Here is a 17,495-nt window from a genome sequence, read left to right as displayed (position 1 = left end):
CGTCAAACCGTACGTGACGCGACGTTATCACACGGTTGTACTTTACCACAATTCAACGACTGCTCAAAAATTAACAGAAGCTAAATGCGACCTTCTTGAGTACCGGCTGACTGCGCATCTAGCCTCGTCCATCACGCACTTTGTCAATCGGCGGCTTCTGTGGCAGGTTATCGACTGGCAGATTGCAGGAGCACGTTCGATGGAACAGCGCCGGTCGTCGCAGAGCTTCAAGCGCAAGGAACTGGTCGGCAAGCTCAATCCTGTGGGGGTGCGCGCCTTCAAGGCCGCGGCCGATACGGCCAAGCTGCGCGGCAATCCTTACGTCGAACTCGTCCACTTCATCGAGCAACTGGTGCTTTCCGACCGCTCGGATGTGCAAATGATAGTCGCCGATGCGGGACTGGATGCGAGCCGGCTCACCGGCGATATGACCCGCGCCGTCGACAAGCTGCCTTACGGCGCTACGTCGATAGAGGAATTTTCCGACCATATCTTCCACGCTATCCAGGAAGCCTGGAACCTGGCGACGCTGGAATTCGGCGTCGAGGAAGTCCGCAGCGCACATATTCTCCTTGCCTGCCTGAAGACGCCGGTGCTGGAAGGCCTGCTGTCGAAAATCAGTTCCGAGTTCGACAAGATCGACGCCGACGCGGTCATCGCGCGGTTCGCCGATGTCATGGAAGGTTCGCTCGAAGCCGGCGCGGCCATCGCGGTTCCCACGGCCGAAACGCCGAAGCGGGCTCCGGGCGGGGATTCTGCACTGGCGAAATACGCCACCGACCTGACCCAGCGCGCCCGCGACGGCAAGATCGATCCGGTCGTCGGTCGCGATCCGGAGATCAGGCAGATTGTCGATATCCTGATGCGACGCCGGCAAAACAACCCGATCCTGACCGGTGAGGCCGGCGTCGGCAAGACGGCGGTCGTCGAGGGCTTTGCCTTGCGCATCGCCCAGGGCGACGTGCCGCCCACGCTGCAGGATGTCAGTGTCCGCATGCTCGATGTCGGATTGATGCAGGCGGGTGCAAGCGTGAAGGGTGAATTCGAAAAACGGCTGAAGGCTGTCATCGACGAGGTTCAATCGTCCGAAACGCCGGTCATCCTGTTCATCGACGAAGCCCACACCTTGATCGGCGCCGGCGGCGCGGCAGGAACGGGCGATGCCGCCAATCTCCTGAAACCGGCGCTGGCGCGTGGCGAACTTCGCACCATCGCGGCAACGACCTGGGCAGAATACAAGCAGCACATCGAGAAAGACCCGGCGCTGACCCGCCGTTTCCAGGTGGTGAAAATCGACGAGCCGTCGGAGGCGGTGGCGGTTCTGATGTTGCGCGGTGTGGCCGGCGTCTTGGAGCAGCACCACAAAGTGCAGATACTGGATGAGGCGATCGAGGCGGCGGTCGGCCTGTCGCATCGCTACATCCCGGCGCGGCAACTGCCCGACAAGGCGGTGAGCCTTCTCGACACCGCATGCGCCCGTGTCGCCATATCGCAGCATGCCACGCCGGCCGAGGTCGAAGACATCATGCGTCGCCGCCAGGCGCTGGAGGTCGAGCACGGCATCATCGGCCGCGAGGCCGCGATCGGCATCGAAGTGGCCGAGCGCCAGGCACGGGTCGACACCGGCCTTGCCGAAACCGAGGTCACGCTGGCCGCAGCGCAACAACGTTGGGATCGGGAAAAGGCCCTGGTTGCCGAGATACTCGAATTGCGCGCCCGGCTGCGCGGCGAGGGTGTGCCGCTCGATGCTGTGGAGACGCCTGAGGCGAATGCCGGGACGGCAGGCGCGGACGCCGCGGAGACTGCGCCGCCCAATACCGCAACACCCCAAACCGAAACGCAAAAGACCGAGACGCCCAAAACCAAAACGGCAAAGACCAAAACGGCCAAGGCCGACGTGGAGACACCGGCGGCAAACGCTCCTCCACCCGAACCGGGCGCCGATCTCGCCCGGCTGCGCGAACTGATGGCCGAACTCGCCGAGGCGCAAGGCGAAACGCCGCTGATCCTGCCGTCGGTCGACCGCAACGCCATAGCGGCGGTCGTTCAGGACTGGACGGGAATCCCGACCGGGCGGATGCTGTCGAGCCAGACCGAAAAGGCGCTGCGGCTCGCCGCGACCCTGTCCGAACGCGTGGTCGGCCAGGATCACGCCATGGAGATGATCGCCAAGCGTGTGCAGACCAGCCGCGCCGGGCTCGGCGCGCCGGAAAAACCGGTGGGCGTGTTCCTGCTCTGCGGTCCCTCAGGCGTCGGCAAGACCGAAACTGCATTGGCGCTGGCCGAAACGCTCTACGGGGGCGAACAGAACCTGATCTCGATCAACATGTCCGAGTTCCAGGAGGCACATACGGTCTCTACCTTGAAGGGCGCTCCGCCCGGATATGTCGGCTATGGCAAGGGTGGAATCCTGACCGAGGCCGTCCGCCGCAAACCCTATTCGGTGATCCTGCTCGACGAGGTCGAGAAGGCGCATCCGGACGTGCACGAAATCTTCTTCCAGGTTTTCGACAAGGGCATGATGGACGACAGCGAGGGCCGGCGCATCGATTTCAAGAACACGCTGATCCTGCTCACCTCGAATGTCGGCTCGGAGGTCATCATGGATCGGACCAGGAACGGCACGCTACGGGCCGGGCTCGACGATCTTGACACCGCCTTGCGCAGCCCGTTGCTGAAGGTCTTCCCAGCGGCCTTTCTCGGCCGGGTGGTGACCATTCCTTACTATCCGCTCTCGGATTCCATGATCGAAGCGATCACCCGCCACCAGTTCGCCAAGATCGCCCGCCGGCTACGCGCAACCAACGACGCGGAATTGGTGATCGGCGAAGGTGTCATGGACCTGGTCAAGGCCCGCTGCACCGAGATCGAATCCGGCGGGCGGATGATCGATGCCATCCTGACCAACACGCTTCTACCGGAATTGAGCCGCGGCGTGCTGAACCGGTCGCTCGGGGGCGAAAAGATGACGAAGGTGACAGTCGGCGCCTCCAAGGAGGGCTTCACCTATTCCTTCGAGTAGCGGAGGCTGGGCTTCCCGTCACCGAAAGGCTGGCACATGAAGTCTTCAGCCTGCATCCCTACCTGGACGAAGCCACGCAGGACTTCATTGTCGAAGCAATCCATGAGGTCCTGAATCCGTCGGCCTGATTCCACGGCGGCCGCGGAGATTTCGAGTTCGAAGGGCATGGCCGTTCCGACCGAATGAACGATCTCGGTGGGATGTTTTTGTAGAGAAAAATTTTAACAAAATCATAAAGTTAGTAAGTTTATGATTTTCGACAACGCTCATTTTCGGCGATGCCAGTGGCATTGTCTCACATATTGACGTTAAATTCACATCGCTATATGGTCCATTCAATCCGCAAGGTGTCAGTGCATTGTATAGCCGTTGTCCATTGATTGTCGCCATATCTGTAGCCCTTGCTCCAGCCTGCAGGACTGTCGCGCAGTGCACATCGCCAGTTGCCGAAAGAGGCGGTGATCATGCCCAGTTTGCTCGGAATCGATAACGGTCTCACGGTCACCAAGGCGGTGATCTTCGACGCCGATGGCACGCAGTTGTCGGTGGCGCGCCGGCGGGTGCCGCAGTCGATGCCCCATGCGCGCTGGGTGGAGCGCGACATGGTAGGCCTCTGGCAAGCGACCGCCGACGCCATCAAGGAAGCGATCGCGCTCTGTGGCCGGCCGGCGGACGATATCAGGGCGGTGGCAGCGACCGCGCATGGCGACGGTCTCTATCTGCTCGACAAGGATCGTCGGCCGCTAGGGGCCGGGATCCTGTCGCTCGACAGCCGCGCCGGCGAGATTATCGAAAGATGGTCGGCGGACCTGGTCTTCGACGAAGCGCTTGCGCGCACCGGCCAGGCGCCGCATGTTTCGGCGCCTTCGGCGCTGCTTGCATGGCTCAAGCAGAACGATCCGGATCGCTATGCTCGCATCGGTCACATACTGGCCTGCAAGGACTGGCTTCGCTTTTGCCTGACCGGCACGATCGGTACCGACCGAACGGAGGCCAGCACGTCGTTCACGGATTTCCGTACGCAGGCCTACGCGCCGGAAGCGATGCAGGTCTTTGGATTGGGCGAGCTTTTCGACGCGCTGCCGCCAGTGGCGCATTCCGCCGACATCGTCGGCCAGGTCACCGCCGATGCCGCCGAAATGACTGGCCTTCGCAAGGGAACGCCGGTCGCATGCGGCCTGCACGACGTGACCGCTTCGGCGCTTGGCATGGGCGGCCATGAGGAGGACGTGCTCAGCATCGTCGCCGGCACCTATTCCATCAACGAAGTCGTCTCTTCGAAACCGCGCGTCGACCGGCGCTGGTTCTGTCGCAACGCCATCGATGCAGGCCGTTGGAACAACATGGCGATCTCGCCGGCCTCGACTGCAAACTACGACTGGTTTCTCGACACCTTCTGCCGCTCGGAGCAGGACAGGACAAACGCCGATGGCGGCTCCATCCACGAACTGCTGGCAGCAGAGATCGACGCGGCGCTGAAGAAGCCTTCGACCATCCTGTTTCATCCCTATCTGTTCGGCTCCCCCTATGGCGACGTTGCCAGCGGAAGTTTTGTCGGCCTGCATGGCTGGCACGATCGCGGCGACATGCTGAAGGCGGTTCTGGAAGGCATTGTCTTCAATCACCGCACCCATGTCGAAGCCTTGCGCGAGGGCTTCGCGGTCCGCGAGATACGCCTGACCGGCGGCGGTTCGCGCAATCCGGCTTTCGTGCAGATGTTTGCCGACGTGCTGAACGCCCCGGTCACCATCACCTCGACCGACGAGGCCGCCGCCTTGGGTGCCGCCCTTTGCGCCGGCGCCGCAGTCGGTATCTTCGCGACGCCGCAACAGGGTGCCAGGCAGGTCGGCATGACGGCGCGCCAGTATCAGCCCGTGCCTGCCTCCAGTGCTGTGTTCAGCGAGCGGTTTTCCCTCTATTGCCGCATCGCCGAGCAACTGAAGTCGCTATGGCCTGAGATCGAAAGGCTGGCGCGGCCAGACACCTGGGGGACTGCATGATCAAGGCCGACGAACGACGCGAAGAGATCGCCGAGTATGTGATCAAGCTCGGCCAGGTGCGCATCGACGATCTGGTCGAGCATTTTGGCGTATCGCGCATGACCATCCACCGGCACATCGACCGGCTGGCGCAGCAGGGCGTGCTTCGCAAACTGCACGGCGCGGTGACGGTTCAGCCTTCCGGCCTCTACGAAAGTGCCTTTCGTTACCGGGTGACTGTCAACAGAGTAGAGAAAGATACGCTGGCGCGCGCGGCACTGGATTATGTCGAAGCCGGACAGGTGGTCATGCTGGACGATTCATCGACGGCAAACGCCGTCGCCACGCTGCTGCTCGACGTAAAGCCGCTGACCGTCATCACCAACAGCGTGGCGACGGCTTCGCTGCTGACCAACGTCGACGACATCGACTTCATCTGTCTCGGTGGCAAGTACCACGGCACCTACAATGCCTATATCGGCATCGTCTGCGAGAACGCCGTGGCGCAGCTTCGCGCCAATGTCCTGATCTGTTCGGCTTCGGCCATCACCGGAACCACGGCCTTCATCCAGGATCCCAATGTCGTGAGGGTCAAGCAGGCGATGATGGCCGCATCGGTGAAGCGCATCCTGCTGGTCGACCATGCGAAGTTCGACCGGATCGCACTGCATGTCTTTGACGATCTGACCAGTTTCGATGCCGTGCTGACGACCGAGGGGCTGGGCGATGCACAGGCGCAGCACCTCGAACGGGCTGGCGTGAAGCTGCGCATCGTCAAGACGACGGCACAATGAGCTCAGCCGACGCAGCAGGTGCGGAAGGTGCCGCCGGGCGTCTCGCCGCCATGGCCGCGGCCGGCGAGGTCGACGTCGTCATTCTTGGCGCCGGCATCAACGGGGCGGGGCTGTTTCGCGACCTTTGCGCGCAAGGCGTCAGCTGTCTGATCGTCGACAAGGCGGATTTCGGCTCCGGCACCAGTGCCGCGCCATCGCGGCTCATCCATGGCGGGTTGAAATATCTCGAAACCGGCGAGTTCGGACTGGTGGCGCAGTCGACGCTCGAACGCAACCTGCTTTTGCAGAATGCACCGCACTATGTCAGCCCGCTGCCGACCGTCATTCCGATCTTTTCCTGGAGCAAGGGCATGCTGGCGGCGCTGCGAACGCTGTTCGGCTCGACCAGCGCGCCGCGCAGCCGCGGCGCCCTCCTGATCAAGATCGGCCTGATGATCTACGATTTCTACGGCTCGCGAAACCAGGTCATGCCGCGCCACCGCATGGTCGGACGGCGGCAAGCGCTGGGCGAGATGCCGGCGCTCAACCCTTCGATCGTCGCCACCGGCACCTATTACGATGCCAAGATAAGCCATCCCGAAAGGCTGGTGCTCGAGTTGATCCTCGACGGCTTGCGGTCCAATGCAGCCTCCGCCAGCACGAACTACACAGCACTGGTGAGCTCAGCCAATGGCGTACTGACCTTCCAGCCGGAAAACGGTGGTGCATTTTCGGTGCAGCCAAAGCTGGTGGTCAATGCCGCCGGTCCCTGGATCGACGATGTCAACGCCTTGCTCGGTGCACCGTCGAAGATGATCGGCGGCACCAAGGGCTCGCACATCCTGCTGAAGCATGACGAACTGGTAAAAAGCCTGGCCGGGCGGATGCTTTATTTCGAGGCCGATGACGGCCGCATCTGCCTTGTCTACGATTATCTCGGCCTGGCGCTGGTCGGCTCGACCGACATCAAAGCCGACAACCCCGACGAGGTCCGCTGCGAACCCGACGAAGTCGACTATCTGCTCGAGAGCGTGCGGACGCTGTTGCCGGGCATGATTTTCGAACACGCCCAGATCGTATACGCCTATAGCGGCATCAGGCCGCTCCCGGCCTCTGATGCATCGCTACCGGGCCTGATCAGTCGCGATCATTCCGCTCCGGTCGCCGAGCCGGACCGGGACAGGCCCTTCGCGGTCATTTCGCTGGTCGGCGGCAAATGGACGACATTCCGGGGCTTTGCCGAGGAAGTCGCCGACGCGATACTCGACCGTCTGCGGCGCAGCCGTAAGGTAACGACGCAATCCATGCCGATCGGCGGCGGAAAGGATTTCCCCGCCAATGCTGAGGCACGCGCAAGCTGGCTAGCCCAGGCCCGGGCGGAGACGGACGTCGAGGAACGACGTCTCGACCAATTGCTGTCGCGCTACGGGACCAAAGCCCTGGAGATTGCGACTCATGGGCCAAATGGTCAGGGCGATTTGCCGGACTCCGACAGCTACGGCAGATCGGAGATCGACTACATCGTCCGCCACGAGTTCGTCGAACATCTGGCCGACATTGTCATGCGTCGCAGCACGCTCGCCATAGGCGGTTCACTGACAAGCCGCGATCTGCAGGAGATTGCCATGATCGCCGGGCGGGCGCTGGGCTGGAACGCCAAGCGCGTTGCGCGGGAGGTCGAGGCCGCTGTCGTGGAGCTCGAAGGCAGGAACCTGATGCGGCTGGACTGAGCGCGTCATCGACAATGCCGATCCCGCTTTTTCTGGGCAATCCGATCGGTTTGCTCCTGGTTGCGCCGCGCACCCGAAATGTCCCAACTCACAGATGGATTGGGATTTTTATACCGACGAAGATATCTCATTGAAAACAGTCACTTAATTGGCATGTTGGCGGAATTCGCCTCCATGATGCCGCCAACGAAGACATTTGATAACATCAATTGACGTTAATTTAACATCGTCATATGATCAACCCAACATGCCGACCTCCTAATGGACCGACGCCGACCGAGAGGGCGACGTATCGGCGAGGGGCGAGGCCTGTGGATCCCCGCAATGGCCTGGGAGTCAGGCGGAGGGGTTGACAGCGACGCAAAGGTATGAAAATTTTTGCACATAAAGATAATAATATCATCTCGGGAGGAGATGGCTTGAAATCTGGCGGAACCGCTAACCGCGACCACGAGTCCAGCCTCGCCACACGCGCGGCGTGGCTTCACTTTGCCGGGGGTCTCACGCAGGCCCAGGTCGCCAAGCGGCTTGGCCTGACCAGCCTCAAGGCGCATCGGCTCATCACCAAGGCCAACCAGGAAGGTCTGGTCAGGGTCTTTATCGACGGCGACGTCGCCGAGTGTGTGGAGTTGGAGCAGCGCCTCACCGCCGCATACGGGCTCGATTATTGCGAGGTTGTTCCGGATCTGGATCAGGAAGACCTGCCGCTCAGGGGACTGGGCATCGCCGGTGCGCAGTTCCTGAAGCGCGAGATCGATCGTGGCGAAGACATGCTGATCGGCGTCGGCCATGGCCGCACCCTCGCGGCCAGCGTCGAATATCTGACGCGCACTCCTGCCGCCCATATCCGTTTCGTCTCGCTGCTTGGCGGCGTGACGCGCAAATTTGCCGCCAATCCGCACGACGTCATGCATCGGCTGGCCGAACGGACCGGCGCGCAGGCCTATGTGATGCCGGTGCCCTTCGTCGCCAACACCGCCGAGGACCGCGAGGTGCTGCTCGGCCAACGCGGCATCAGCGATGTCTTCGCTCTGGCAGGCCGGTCCGACCTGATGTTCGTCGGCATAGGGACCGCCGAGCGGGAAGCTTCGCTGGTCGCAACCGGCATGATCGAGCATTCCGAAATCGATGAGGTCAAGCGCGATGGCGGCGTCGGCGAGCTGCTCGCCCACTTCTTCGACGACAAGGGGCGTCCTGTGGAAACGGCGCTGTCGGAAAGAATCCTGGCGCTGCCGCGGGACCAATTGAAAGGCCGCAGGATTGTCGCCGTCGCCGGCGGCAAGGTGAAAGTCCGGGCGATCAAAGCAGTGCTCGAAAGCCGTTACCTGAGCGGCCTGATCACCGATGAATGCACCGCCCGTGCCCTTGTCGAACTGAACCAGTCCAATGGAGCGGCCAGCGCGGCGAAGCGCCATGTGAACGGAGGATCGTCGAATGCGTGACAACGGAAAACCCGCATCGCCGGTGTTTGCATCATGAGCGCGAAGGCCACCACCGCACCGACCCGGCAGGTCTCGCCCGGCCTGCGCCGCATCCTTGCCGGCGCCGCGGCTGTCGTCCTGCTCGGCGCCATGGCGCTCGACACCAAGGTGGTCAGGATCGGGTCCGCGGGCGACGTTCGCAGCGCCGTCTTTTCGGCGGCCGACTATGGCAAGTCGGAATTTCCCAAGGTGCAGGCAGATGTCGAAGCGCGAGCGGCCGACGCGGTGACGGTGGCAACCGCGATCGCCAAGGACAGGGCGACGGCCGAGAAGGAATACGGCGTGCCGGCGGGCGTCGGACCGGTCATCTCGGTCAAGTTCACCGGCGTCGTCGGCGAGGGAAAATCGGGCATCTACAAGGTCGCCGTCGAGGGCGTGCCGGACACGCTGCAGGTTCGCGTACAGACGGGGCCGGCGATCAACGGCACCGAGCTGCGTGACGCCACCGGCAAGATCACATTCGGTCAGTTCACCAACCAGATCGAATACCAGGACGCCGGCTCGGCGCTGAACAACGAGATGAAGAAGGAAGTCCTGGCAAAGGTCGATACGAGCGCCCTGACCGGCAAGACCATATCGGTGGTCGGCGCGTTCAAGCTAGTCAATCCGAAGAGCTGGCTGGTCACTCCGGTGAGGCTGGAGGTGCAATGAAACCGGCTGCCGACACCGCGCCCGCGAATGGCGACGCCGTGCTTTCGGCGCGCAACATCGTCATGTCGTATGGTGGCGTTCACGCGCTCAAGGGCGTCAATTTCGACATCCATCGCGGCAAGGTCACCACACTGTTCGGCGAGAATGGCGCCGGCAAGTCGACGCTGATGAAGATCCTGTCCGGCGTCGTCACGCCGACATCGGGCGACATCGTGCTTGACGGCAATCTCGTCAGTTTTTCCTCGTCCTCGGACGCGCGCGATCGCGGCATCTCGATCATCCACCAGGAACTCAGCCTGGCGCCGAACCTCAGCGTTCGCGACAACATCTTCATGGGCCGCGAACTGCGCACCAGGACCGGCCTCGACTTCGCCGAGGAATCGCGCCAGGCGCGCGCGCTGATGGCCGATCTCGAAGAAGACATAGATCCGATGACCCTGGTCGAGGATTTGCGTCTCGGCCAGCAGCAGATCGTCGAGATCGCGCGGGCACTGTCGGTCGACTCGCGCATCCTCATCATGGACGAACCGACCTCGGCGCTCAGCGCGACAGAGGTGGAGGTGCTGTTCAAGGTGATCCGCGACCTGACCAGCCGCGGCGTTTCCATCGTCTACATTTCACATCACCTCGAAGAGGCGCTGCAGATCACCGACTACGCCGTTGTCCTGCGCGACGGCGCGATAACGGCAACGGCCGAAGCCAGGGACATCGATCTCGAGTGGATCGTCCGCAACATGGTGGGCGAGAACTTCGATCTCGGCTCGCCGCCGACCGGCCATGCGTTCGGCGAGGTCGCCCTGTCGATCGAGGATGTCAGCGTCATAGACGCTTCGGGCTCGGGCTATTCCGTCGTCGATCACCTGTCGCTCGATGTCAGGGCGGGCGAGATCGTCTGCATCTATGGGCTGATGGGCGCCGGACGCACGGAGTTGCTGGAAGCCGTCGCCGGGCGGATGCCGATGGCGGGCGGCCGGGCGCTGCTGGAAGGCGAGGATGTCTCGAGAATGAGCATAGCCCAGCGCATCGCCAAAGGTCTTGTGCTCGTCCCCGAGGACCGCCAGCGTGACGGGCTGGTGCAGACGATGACCGTCGGCCGCAATCTCTCGCTTGCCAGCATCGAGGCGTTCGCAAAAGGGCTGTTTCTGTCTCGCTCCAGAGAGCGAGAGCTGGTCGAAGACTCGATCCGCAAGGTCACCGTCAAGACCGCGGGCGGCAATGCCATGATCGGATCGCTGTCGGGCGGCAATCAGCAGAAGGTCGTCATCGGCAAGATGCTGACGACCAACCCCAAGGTCATCCTCCTCGACGAGCCGAGCCGTGGCATCGATGTCGGCGCCAAGGCGGAGGTCTTCCGCTTGCTGAGCGAACGCGCCGCGCAGGGCCTGGCGGTCGTCTTCTCGACCTCCGAGGTCAACGAGTGCCTCAGCATCGCGCACCGGATCGTGGTGATGCGCCGGGGCAGGATTTCAGCGGAATTCGGCGCCAGCGCCACCAAAGAGCAGATCATGGCCGCCTCCGGCGAAGCCGTGGTCGCCTGATCACCATGAATATCGGAGCCCCGATCATGACCGACGTCAGCCAGGCCAGAAAACAGTCCAGTGCAAGCGCGCGCGGCGAAGGCTTCGATCTCGCCAAGCTGTTGCTCGAGGGCCGGGCCTTCTTTGCCCTGATCGTCATCATCGTCGTCTTCTCGATCCTGTCGCCCTACTACCTCTCGGTGGCGAATTTCCTGACCATGGCCTCGCATGTCGCCATCTTCGGAATTCTCGCGGTCGGCATGCTGCTCGTCATCCTCAACGGCGGCATCGATCTGTCGGTGGGGTCGACGCTGGGCTTGGCCGGCGTCGTTGCCGGATTCCTGATGCAAGGCGTGACGCTGACCTGGCTGGGTGTCGTTCTCTACCCGCCGGTCTGGGTGGTCGCGGTGATTGCCTGCATGCTGGGCGCTGGTGTCGGGCTGATCAACGGCGTGCTCATCGCGCGCTTCAAGGTTCCGGCCTTCGTCGCCACGCTGGGCGTCATGTACATGGCCCGCGGCCTGGCGCTGCTGATGACCAGCGGCCTGACCTACAACAACCTCGGCGGCAAGCCGGAGCTGGGAAACACCGGCTTCGACGCGCTCGGCTTCAACCGCCTGTTCGGCGTGCCGACCGGCGTGGTGGTTCTGGTGGTCATCGCGCTGATCGGCAGCATCGTCTTGAACCGCACCGCCTTCGGGCGTTGGCTTTACGCATCAGGCGGCAACGAGCGAGCGGCTGAACTGTCCGGTGTTCCGGTCAAGACGGTGCAGGTTTCCGTCTATGTGCTGTCAGGCATCTGTGCCGCCATTGCCGGCCTGATCCTGTCCTCGCAGCTGACGTCGGCGGGTCCGACCGCCGGCACCACCTACGAATTGACGGCCATTGCGGCCGTCGTCATCGGCGGCGCGGCGCTGACCGGAGGGCGCGGTAACATCCGCGGAACCCTGCTCGGCGCCTTCGTCATCGGCTTCCTTTCCGACGGTCTGGTGATCATCGGTATCTCGTCCTACTGGCAGACAGTGTTCACCGGCGCCGTCATCGTGCTCGCCGTGCTTCTCAATGCCGTTCAGTATCGCCGCCGTAGCAAGCTCCCGGCTTCGACGGGCGGCCAACCGACTTCTCAGCAACGGGGGAAGGCCGAGCCGGCCAATCCTGCCCAAGGGAAGACTGCCAGGTGACTGGCAGCAACACCGCGTAAATCATTTGGAGGAATGTATATGAAAACCATGCTGAAAAGTCTGCTTGCCGCTGCGATGGTTGTCGGGTTCACGGCCGCCGCGTCGGCCGCGGGCCTGATCTCGATCATCGTCAATGATCCGGCCAACCCCTACTGGCTGACGGAGGGCAATGTCGCCAAGGCCGAAGCCGAGAAGCTCGGCTATACGGCCAACGTCGCCGCCCACAAGGGTGACACCAACACCGAAAGCAACCTGATCGACACCGCCATTACCAACAAGTCCGTGGCGATCATCCTTGATCCGGCCAATGCCGACGGCTCCGTCGGCGCGGTGAAGAAGGCGATTGCCGCCAACATCCCGGTTTTCCTCGTCAACGCCGAGATCAATCAGGAAGGTCTGGCGAAGGGGCAGCTCGTTTCCAACAATGCCCAGGGTGCTGCTCTGGGCGCTCAGCAATGGGTGCAGGCAGTCGGCGAAAAGGGCAAATATGTCGAACTCCTCGGCGCCCCGTCGGACAACAACGCCGCCACGCGCTCGAACGGTTACGCGACCGTGCTGAGCCAATATCCGGACCTCGAAAAGGCTGCCTCGCAGGTCGCCGACTGGGATCGTACCAAGGGCCACGACAAGATGCAGAGCATGCTGCAGGCCAATCCCGACATCATCGCCGTGATCAGCGGCAATGACGAAATGGCGCTCGGCGCGGTTGCCGCGCTGAAGGAAGCCGGCAAGCTCTCCGGCATCAAGGTCGGCGGCTTCGACGGCTCTCCGGACGCGGTTGCGGCAATCAAGTCCGGCGAACTGCAGTACACTGTGCTGCAGCCAGTCGCCATCTTCTCGGCCAAGGCCGTGCAGCAGGCGGACTCGTTCATCAAGTCTGGCGCCACCGGTGCGGCGACCGAGAAGCAGCTGTTCGATTGCCTTCTCATCACCAAGGACAATGTCGACAAGTACACCGCACCCTTCGTGCTGTCGGAGTAAAACCTGCACAGGGGGTGTCCTTGCGGACACTCCCTGCCTCTTCTACGGCTTCAGACAACGTCCCTGTGAACCGCCTTCGCAACCAACCGGAATTTGCGGCATGAAAGATCTGCTGATCGGGATCGACGCGGGAACGTCGGTGATCAAATCGGTCGCGTTCGATCTGTCCGGTCGGCAGCTCGCCATGACGTCGGTGAACAACAGTTTCGTCACGCTGGAAGGTGGCGGCGCCGAGCAGGACCTCGATCAGACCTGGCGCGACATGGCGCGGACCGTTCGTGACCTGGCGACCAAAATTTCCGACCTCGCGCAACGAACCGCGGCGGTTGCCATCACCGGGCAGGGCGACGGAACCTGGCTGATCGATGGCGACGGCTTGCCGGTCGGGCGCGCGTGGCTGTGGCTCGACGCCCGCGCCGGACACCTGGTGGACGAGATGCGCGCCGATCCCCGCGATCGCACGCGGTTTGAACTGACCGGCACGGGGCTCAACTCCTGCCAGCAGGGCGCTCAGCTTGCCTTTATGAAAAAGAACGATCCGGACATGCTGCAGCAGGCGGCGACCGCACTGCATTGCAAGGATTGGCTCTACTTCAAGATGACGGGTGAACGCGCCACCGATCCGTCCGAAGGAACCTTCACCTTCGGCGATTTTCGCTCGCGCAGCTATTCCGACGAAGTCTTCGACATTCTGGATCTGGCGACGCATCGCCGCCTGTTGCCTCCCATGCTTGAGGGCACCACCGACCATCACCCGCTGTCGCGATCGGCGGCAGGAGAGACCGGCCTGCTCGAAGGTACGCCGGTTGTGCTGGGTTATGTGGATATGGTCATGACAGCGCTGGGAGCCGGCCTCTATGATCGGAGCGGCAATGTCGGCTGCACGGTCATCGGCTCGACCGGCATACATACGCGCTTCGCCCGCACACCTGGCGATGTCGTGCTCAACGGCGATGGATCTGGCTACACGATCGCCATGCCTATTCCGGGTGCCTTTGCACAGCTGCAGTCCAACATGGCGGCGACGCTCAACATAGACTGGCTGCTTGGCCTTGCACGCGACGTGCTCACCGCCGGCGGCGCCGAGCTCTCGCGCGACGATTTGCTGAAAGCGCTCGACGTCTGGGTGGAGGGATCGGAGCCGGGATCGCTGGTCTACCAGCCCTATATTTCGCTCGCCGGGGAACGCGGACCGTTCGTCGACCCTGATGCGCGCGCAGGCTTCATCGGCCTTTCAGTCAAGCACGGCTTTGGCGATCTGGCACGCGCCGTCCTCGAGGGGTTGGCCTTCGCAGCCCGCGATTGCTACCAGGCGATGGGCACGATGCCGGGCGAGATCCGGCTATCGGGCGGCGCCGCGCGCAGCCCGTCCCTGCGTCGCATCATCGCGGCGGCGACCCGGGCGCAAGTGCGAACGAGCAGCCGCCAGGAAGCAGGTGCTGCAGGTGCGGCGATGATGGCCGCGGTCGGCCTTGGCGTCTATCGATCGATGGACGACTGCGCCGCCGAGTGGGTGACGCCGCTTCTCGGCGACTGCGATGCCTATGACGAGGCGCTTTCGCAAAGCTACGATGCGCTCTTCCCTTCCTTCGTTGCGGCGCGCCAGGCGCTTCGGCCGGTGTGGAAAACCATGGCGCACCGGCCGCTCACCCGCCTCCCGGGTGCACAGGAGTAAGGTCTTGAGTGATATAGTTGATCTCTTTGTGATTGGCGGCGGCGTCAACGGGGCCGGCATCGCGCGTGATGCGGCAGGTCGCGGGCTGTCCGTCATCCTGTGCGAAAAGGACGATCTGGCGCAAGGTACCAGCTCTCGCTCCGGCAAACTGGTGCATGGCGGCCTGCGCTATCTGGAATATTATGAATTCCGGCTGGTTCGCGAGGCACTCATCGAACGCGAAGTGCTGCTCGAGGCGGCGCCGCACATCATCTGGCCCATGCGCTTCGTTCTTCCGCACAGTCCCGAAGACAGGCCGGCGTGGTTGGTCCGGCTCGGACTGTTTCTTTACGATCACCTTGGCGGCCGCAAGCGGCTGCCGGGAACCAGGACGCTCGATCTCAGAACAGCGCCGGAAGGGGCGCCGATCAAGGACGAATTCAAGCGCGGTTTCGAATATTCCGACTGCTGGGTCGACGATGCGCGCCTTGTGCTGCTCAACGCCCTGGACGCCAGCCAGCGCGGCGCCAGCGTGCTGACGCGGACCGCTTGTGTCGCCGCCCGCCGCGAAGACGGACTGTGGTCGATCGACATGCAGGATGGCCGCACGGGTGCGGTGACGAAAATCCGCGCGCGGGCGCTGGTCAATGCGGCAGGGCCGTGGGTCAACGACATTGTCAGCCGCGTCGCCGGGCAGAATTCCACCCGCAATGTTCGGCTTGTTAAGGGCAGCCATATCGTCGTGCCCAAATTCTGGGAGGGACGGCAGGCCTATCTCATCCAGAACAGCGACAAGCGGGTGATCTTCGTCAACCCCTACGAGAACGATCTGGCGCTGATCGGCACGACCGACATTCCCTACGAAGGCAGGCCGGAGGAAGTGGCCGCCGAGCCAAGCGAAGTCGATTATCTGATCAAGGTGGTCAATCGCTATTTCAAGCGACAGCTGACACCACGGGACGTGGTCTACAGCTTCTCCGGCGTGCGCCCGCTCTATGACGACAATGCCGACAATCCGAGCGCGGTGACACGCGACTATATCTTCGAACTCGACGCCCCGAGCGGCGGCGCACCGCTTCTGTCGGTGTTTGGCGGCAAAATCACCACCTTCCGCAAGCTGTCCGAACATGCGCTGGAAAAAATCCAGCCGTTCTTTCCGGCGATGAAGAAAGCCTGGACTGCCAAAATTCCCTTGCCGGGGGGCGACCTGCCGAACGCAGACTTCGAAAAGTTCCTGGGCGAGTTGCACACCGAGTTTCCGTGGCTCGGCCCGTCGCTGGTGAAGCACTACGCTCGAAGCTATGGCAGCCGTGCCAGGCAATTGCTCGCCGGCACCCAAAGCGAGGCGGATCTCGGCCGCCGTTTCGGACCTGATTTTTATGAACGGGAAGCAAAGTTCCTGGTCGACACCGAATGGGCCGGCACATCAGCCGACATACTGGAGCGCCGCACCAAACATGGCCTGCATATCAATGCAGCCGAGCGGAAGACGTTCGAAGACTGGTTCGGCAACATCATGGCGGCGGCAGACTGATGGCCTTCACGCTTTCCCTCAACACCAATCCGCTGGTCAATCGCTTCGCCGATCCCGACGACCTGATCGACGCCATTGCCTACGGCATCGGTATCCGCGACGTGCAACTGACGCACGAATTCGTCAATCCGGGCTGGCCGGCGGCGACGATTGCCAAATTCCTGCGCTTGTTCAACCGGGCGCTTTCGCGGACCGGTGTCAAGATCACCTCCGGCATGACCGGACCCTATGGCCGGCTCAATCATTTCGGCCATCCGGACCCGGATGTCCGGCGCTACTATATCGACTGGTTCAAGACCTTTGCCGACATTTCCGCCGAACTCGGTGCTCCGGGCATGGGCACGCAGTTCGCCATATTCACCTACAAGGATTATGACGATCCGGAGCGGCGCGCTGCACTTCTCGACATCGCGCTTGAATGCTGGCGCGAGGTGGCCGAACACGCCAAGGCGGCGGGCCTGACATATCTGTTCTGGGAGCCGATGTCGGTGGGCCGGGAATTTGGCCACACGATCGAAAGCTGCATCACGCTGCAGAGTGCCATCGATGCGGCCAACCTGCCGATCCCGATGAAGATGATGGTGGATATCGACCATGGCGACGTCACCTCGCCAAATCCTGACGACACCGATCCTTATGCCTGGGCGAAGGCGTTTCCGCTGCAGTCGCCGATCATCCACATCAAGCAGTCTTCGATGAACAAGGGTGGACACTGGCCGTTCACGGCTGCCTACAACAAGGACGGCCGCATAGTTCCGCAGAAGCTGCTCGACACCGTGCGGCAGGGCGGCGGAACCGACAACGAAATTTGCCTTGAACTTTCCTTCAGGGAGAGGGAACCGGTCGATCATCAGGTTATCGAGATGATCCGCGAGTCGGTGGATTTCTGGGCGCCTTACATCGACAGCGGCCGCGATAGTCTCAAGCCTCGGGCCTGAACGAATACGTCGCCTGAAAGCCGGCGCCGATGGCGGCCGCAGAAGGATCGAAGG

Annotated in this window: 13 protein-coding genes; 12 read left to right on the top strand and 1 reads right to left on the bottom strand. The window is 62.6% G+C overall.

Annotated features, from left to right (window positions below; translation table 11 throughout):
- Positions 1-199 precede the first annotated feature (199 nt).
- Positions 200-3,022, top strand: a complete 2,823-nt coding sequence (gene tssH / locus AC1D08_RS07220; protein ID WP_477422830.1) for a type VI secretion system ATPase TssH — start codon at positions 200-202, stop codon at positions 3,020-3,022.
- Here the strand turns inward: tssH and AC1D08_RS07215 are convergent.
- On the bottom strand, positions 3,007-3,189 hold the full coding sequence (locus AC1D08_RS07215; protein WP_477225832.1) for a hypothetical protein: 183 nt from the start codon (positions 3,187-3,189) through the stop codon (positions 3,007-3,009). The genes tssH and AC1D08_RS07215 overlap by 16 nt on opposite strands.
- 297 nt (positions 3,190-3,486) lie before the next feature.
- On the opposite strand from AC1D08_RS07215, the gene AC1D08_RS07210 reads away from it, so the two are divergent.
- The 11 genes from AC1D08_RS07210 (at position 3,487) to AC1D08_RS07160 (ending at position 17,441) form a co-directional block, all read left to right on the top strand.
- Positions 3,487-5,022 carry an FGGY-family carbohydrate kinase gene (locus AC1D08_RS07210; RefSeq protein WP_457151259.1) on the top strand — a complete coding sequence of 512 codons (1,536 nt, stop codon included), beginning with the start codon at positions 3,487-3,489 and terminating at the stop codon, positions 5,020-5,022.
- Positions 5,019-5,795 (top strand): DeoR/GlpR family DNA-binding transcription regulator, encoded by a 777-nt coding sequence (locus AC1D08_RS07205; RefSeq protein ID WP_457151244.1) that lies wholly within the window; start codon positions 5,019-5,021, stop codon positions 5,793-5,795. Before AC1D08_RS07210 ends, AC1D08_RS07205 begins: the two co-directional genes overlap by 4 nt.
- A complete protein-coding gene (locus AC1D08_RS07200) occupies positions 5,792-7,504 on the top strand; it encodes a glycerol-3-phosphate dehydrogenase/oxidase (protein WP_457151245.1) in 1,713 nt (570 codons plus the stop codon). The genes AC1D08_RS07205 and AC1D08_RS07200 overlap by 4 nt, the downstream gene beginning before the upstream one ends.
- Positions 7,505-7,872: 368 nt before the next feature.
- A complete protein-coding gene (locus AC1D08_RS07195) occupies positions 7,873-8,946 on the top strand; it encodes a sugar-binding transcriptional regulator (RefSeq protein WP_457151246.1) in 1,074 nt (357 codons plus the stop codon).
- Between the two features lie 33 nt (positions 8,947-8,979).
- Complete coding sequence (locus tag AC1D08_RS07190; protein ID WP_457151247.1) at positions 8,980-9,636, top strand: DUF2291 family protein; 657 nt, start codon at positions 8,980-8,982, stop codon at positions 9,634-9,636.
- Positions 9,633-11,174, top strand: a complete 1,542-nt coding sequence (locus AC1D08_RS07185; protein ID WP_457151248.1) for a sugar ABC transporter ATP-binding protein — start codon at positions 9,633-9,635, stop codon at positions 11,172-11,174. Before AC1D08_RS07190 ends, AC1D08_RS07185 begins: the two co-directional genes overlap by 4 nt.
- A gap of 26 nt (positions 11,175-11,200) precedes the next feature.
- Positions 11,201-12,334: an ABC transporter permease gene (locus AC1D08_RS07180; protein ID WP_095081090.1), complete on the top strand. Its 1,134-nt coding sequence runs from the start codon at positions 11,201-11,203 to the stop codon at positions 12,332-12,334.
- 39 nt (positions 12,335-12,373) lie between these two features.
- Positions 12,374-13,315: a D-ribose ABC transporter substrate-binding protein gene (locus AC1D08_RS07175; RefSeq protein ID WP_095081092.1), complete on the top strand. Its 942-nt coding sequence runs from the start codon at positions 12,374-12,376 to the stop codon at positions 13,313-13,315.
- Positions 13,316-13,415: 100 nt separating this feature from the next.
- Positions 13,416-14,990 (top strand): FGGY-family carbohydrate kinase, encoded by a 1,575-nt coding sequence (locus tag AC1D08_RS07170; protein WP_457151249.1) that lies wholly within the window; start codon positions 13,416-13,418, stop codon positions 14,988-14,990.
- A gap of 4 nt (positions 14,991-14,994) precedes the next feature.
- On the top strand, positions 14,995-16,503 hold the full coding sequence (locus tag AC1D08_RS07165; RefSeq protein WP_477422828.1) for a glycerol-3-phosphate dehydrogenase: 1,509 nt from the start codon (positions 14,995-14,997) through the stop codon (positions 16,501-16,503).
- The gene (locus AC1D08_RS07160) at positions 16,503-17,441 is read left to right on the top strand and encodes a sugar phosphate isomerase/epimerase family protein (RefSeq protein ID WP_457151251.1); all 939 of its coding nucleotides are present in this window, start codon (positions 16,503-16,505) and stop codon (positions 17,439-17,441) included. Before AC1D08_RS07165 ends, AC1D08_RS07160 begins: the two co-directional genes overlap by 1 nt.
- Positions 17,442-17,495: the final 54 nt, after the last annotated feature.

It is taken from the genome of Mesorhizobium sp. P2_E6 (assembly GCF_056403835.1).
This window is presented reverse-complemented; position numbering and strand designations above follow the sequence as displayed.

Excerpts from the sequence above, each read along its gene's own strand:
- tssH (WP_477422830.1), top strand. The coding sequence starts at position 200 with ATGGAACAGCGCCGGTCGTCGCAGAGCTTCAAGCGCAAGGAACTGGTC.
- AC1D08_RS07215 (WP_477225832.1), bottom strand. The coding sequence starts at position 3,189 with ATGCCCTTCGAACTCGAAATCTCCGCGGCCGCCGTGGAATCAGGCCGA.
- AC1D08_RS07210 (WP_457151259.1), top strand. The coding sequence starts at position 3,487 with ATGCCCAGTTTGCTCGGAATCGATAACGGTCTCACGGTCACCAAGGCG.
- AC1D08_RS07205 (WP_457151244.1), top strand. The coding sequence starts at position 5,019 with ATGATCAAGGCCGACGAACGACGCGAAGAGATCGCCGAGTATGTGATC.
- AC1D08_RS07200 (WP_457151245.1), top strand. The coding sequence starts at position 5,792 with ATGAGCTCAGCCGACGCAGCAGGTGCGGAAGGTGCCGCCGGGCGTCTC.
- AC1D08_RS07195 (WP_457151246.1), top strand. The coding sequence starts at position 7,873 with ATGAAAATTTTTGCACATAAAGATAATAATATCATCTCGGGAGGAGAT.
- AC1D08_RS07190 (WP_457151247.1), top strand. The coding sequence starts at position 8,980 with ATGAGCGCGAAGGCCACCACCGCACCGACCCGGCAGGTCTCGCCCGGC.
- AC1D08_RS07185 (WP_457151248.1), top strand. The coding sequence starts at position 9,633 with ATGAAACCGGCTGCCGACACCGCGCCCGCGAATGGCGACGCCGTGCTT.
- AC1D08_RS07180 (WP_095081090.1), top strand. The coding sequence starts at position 11,201 with ATGACCGACGTCAGCCAGGCCAGAAAACAGTCCAGTGCAAGCGCGCGC.
- AC1D08_RS07175 (WP_095081092.1), top strand. The coding sequence starts at position 12,374 with ATGAAAACCATGCTGAAAAGTCTGCTTGCCGCTGCGATGGTTGTCGGG.
- AC1D08_RS07170 (WP_457151249.1), top strand. The coding sequence starts at position 13,416 with ATGAAAGATCTGCTGATCGGGATCGACGCGGGAACGTCGGTGATCAAA.
- AC1D08_RS07160 (WP_457151251.1), top strand. The coding sequence starts at position 16,503 with ATGGCCTTCACGCTTTCCCTCAACACCAATCCGCTGGTCAATCGCTTC.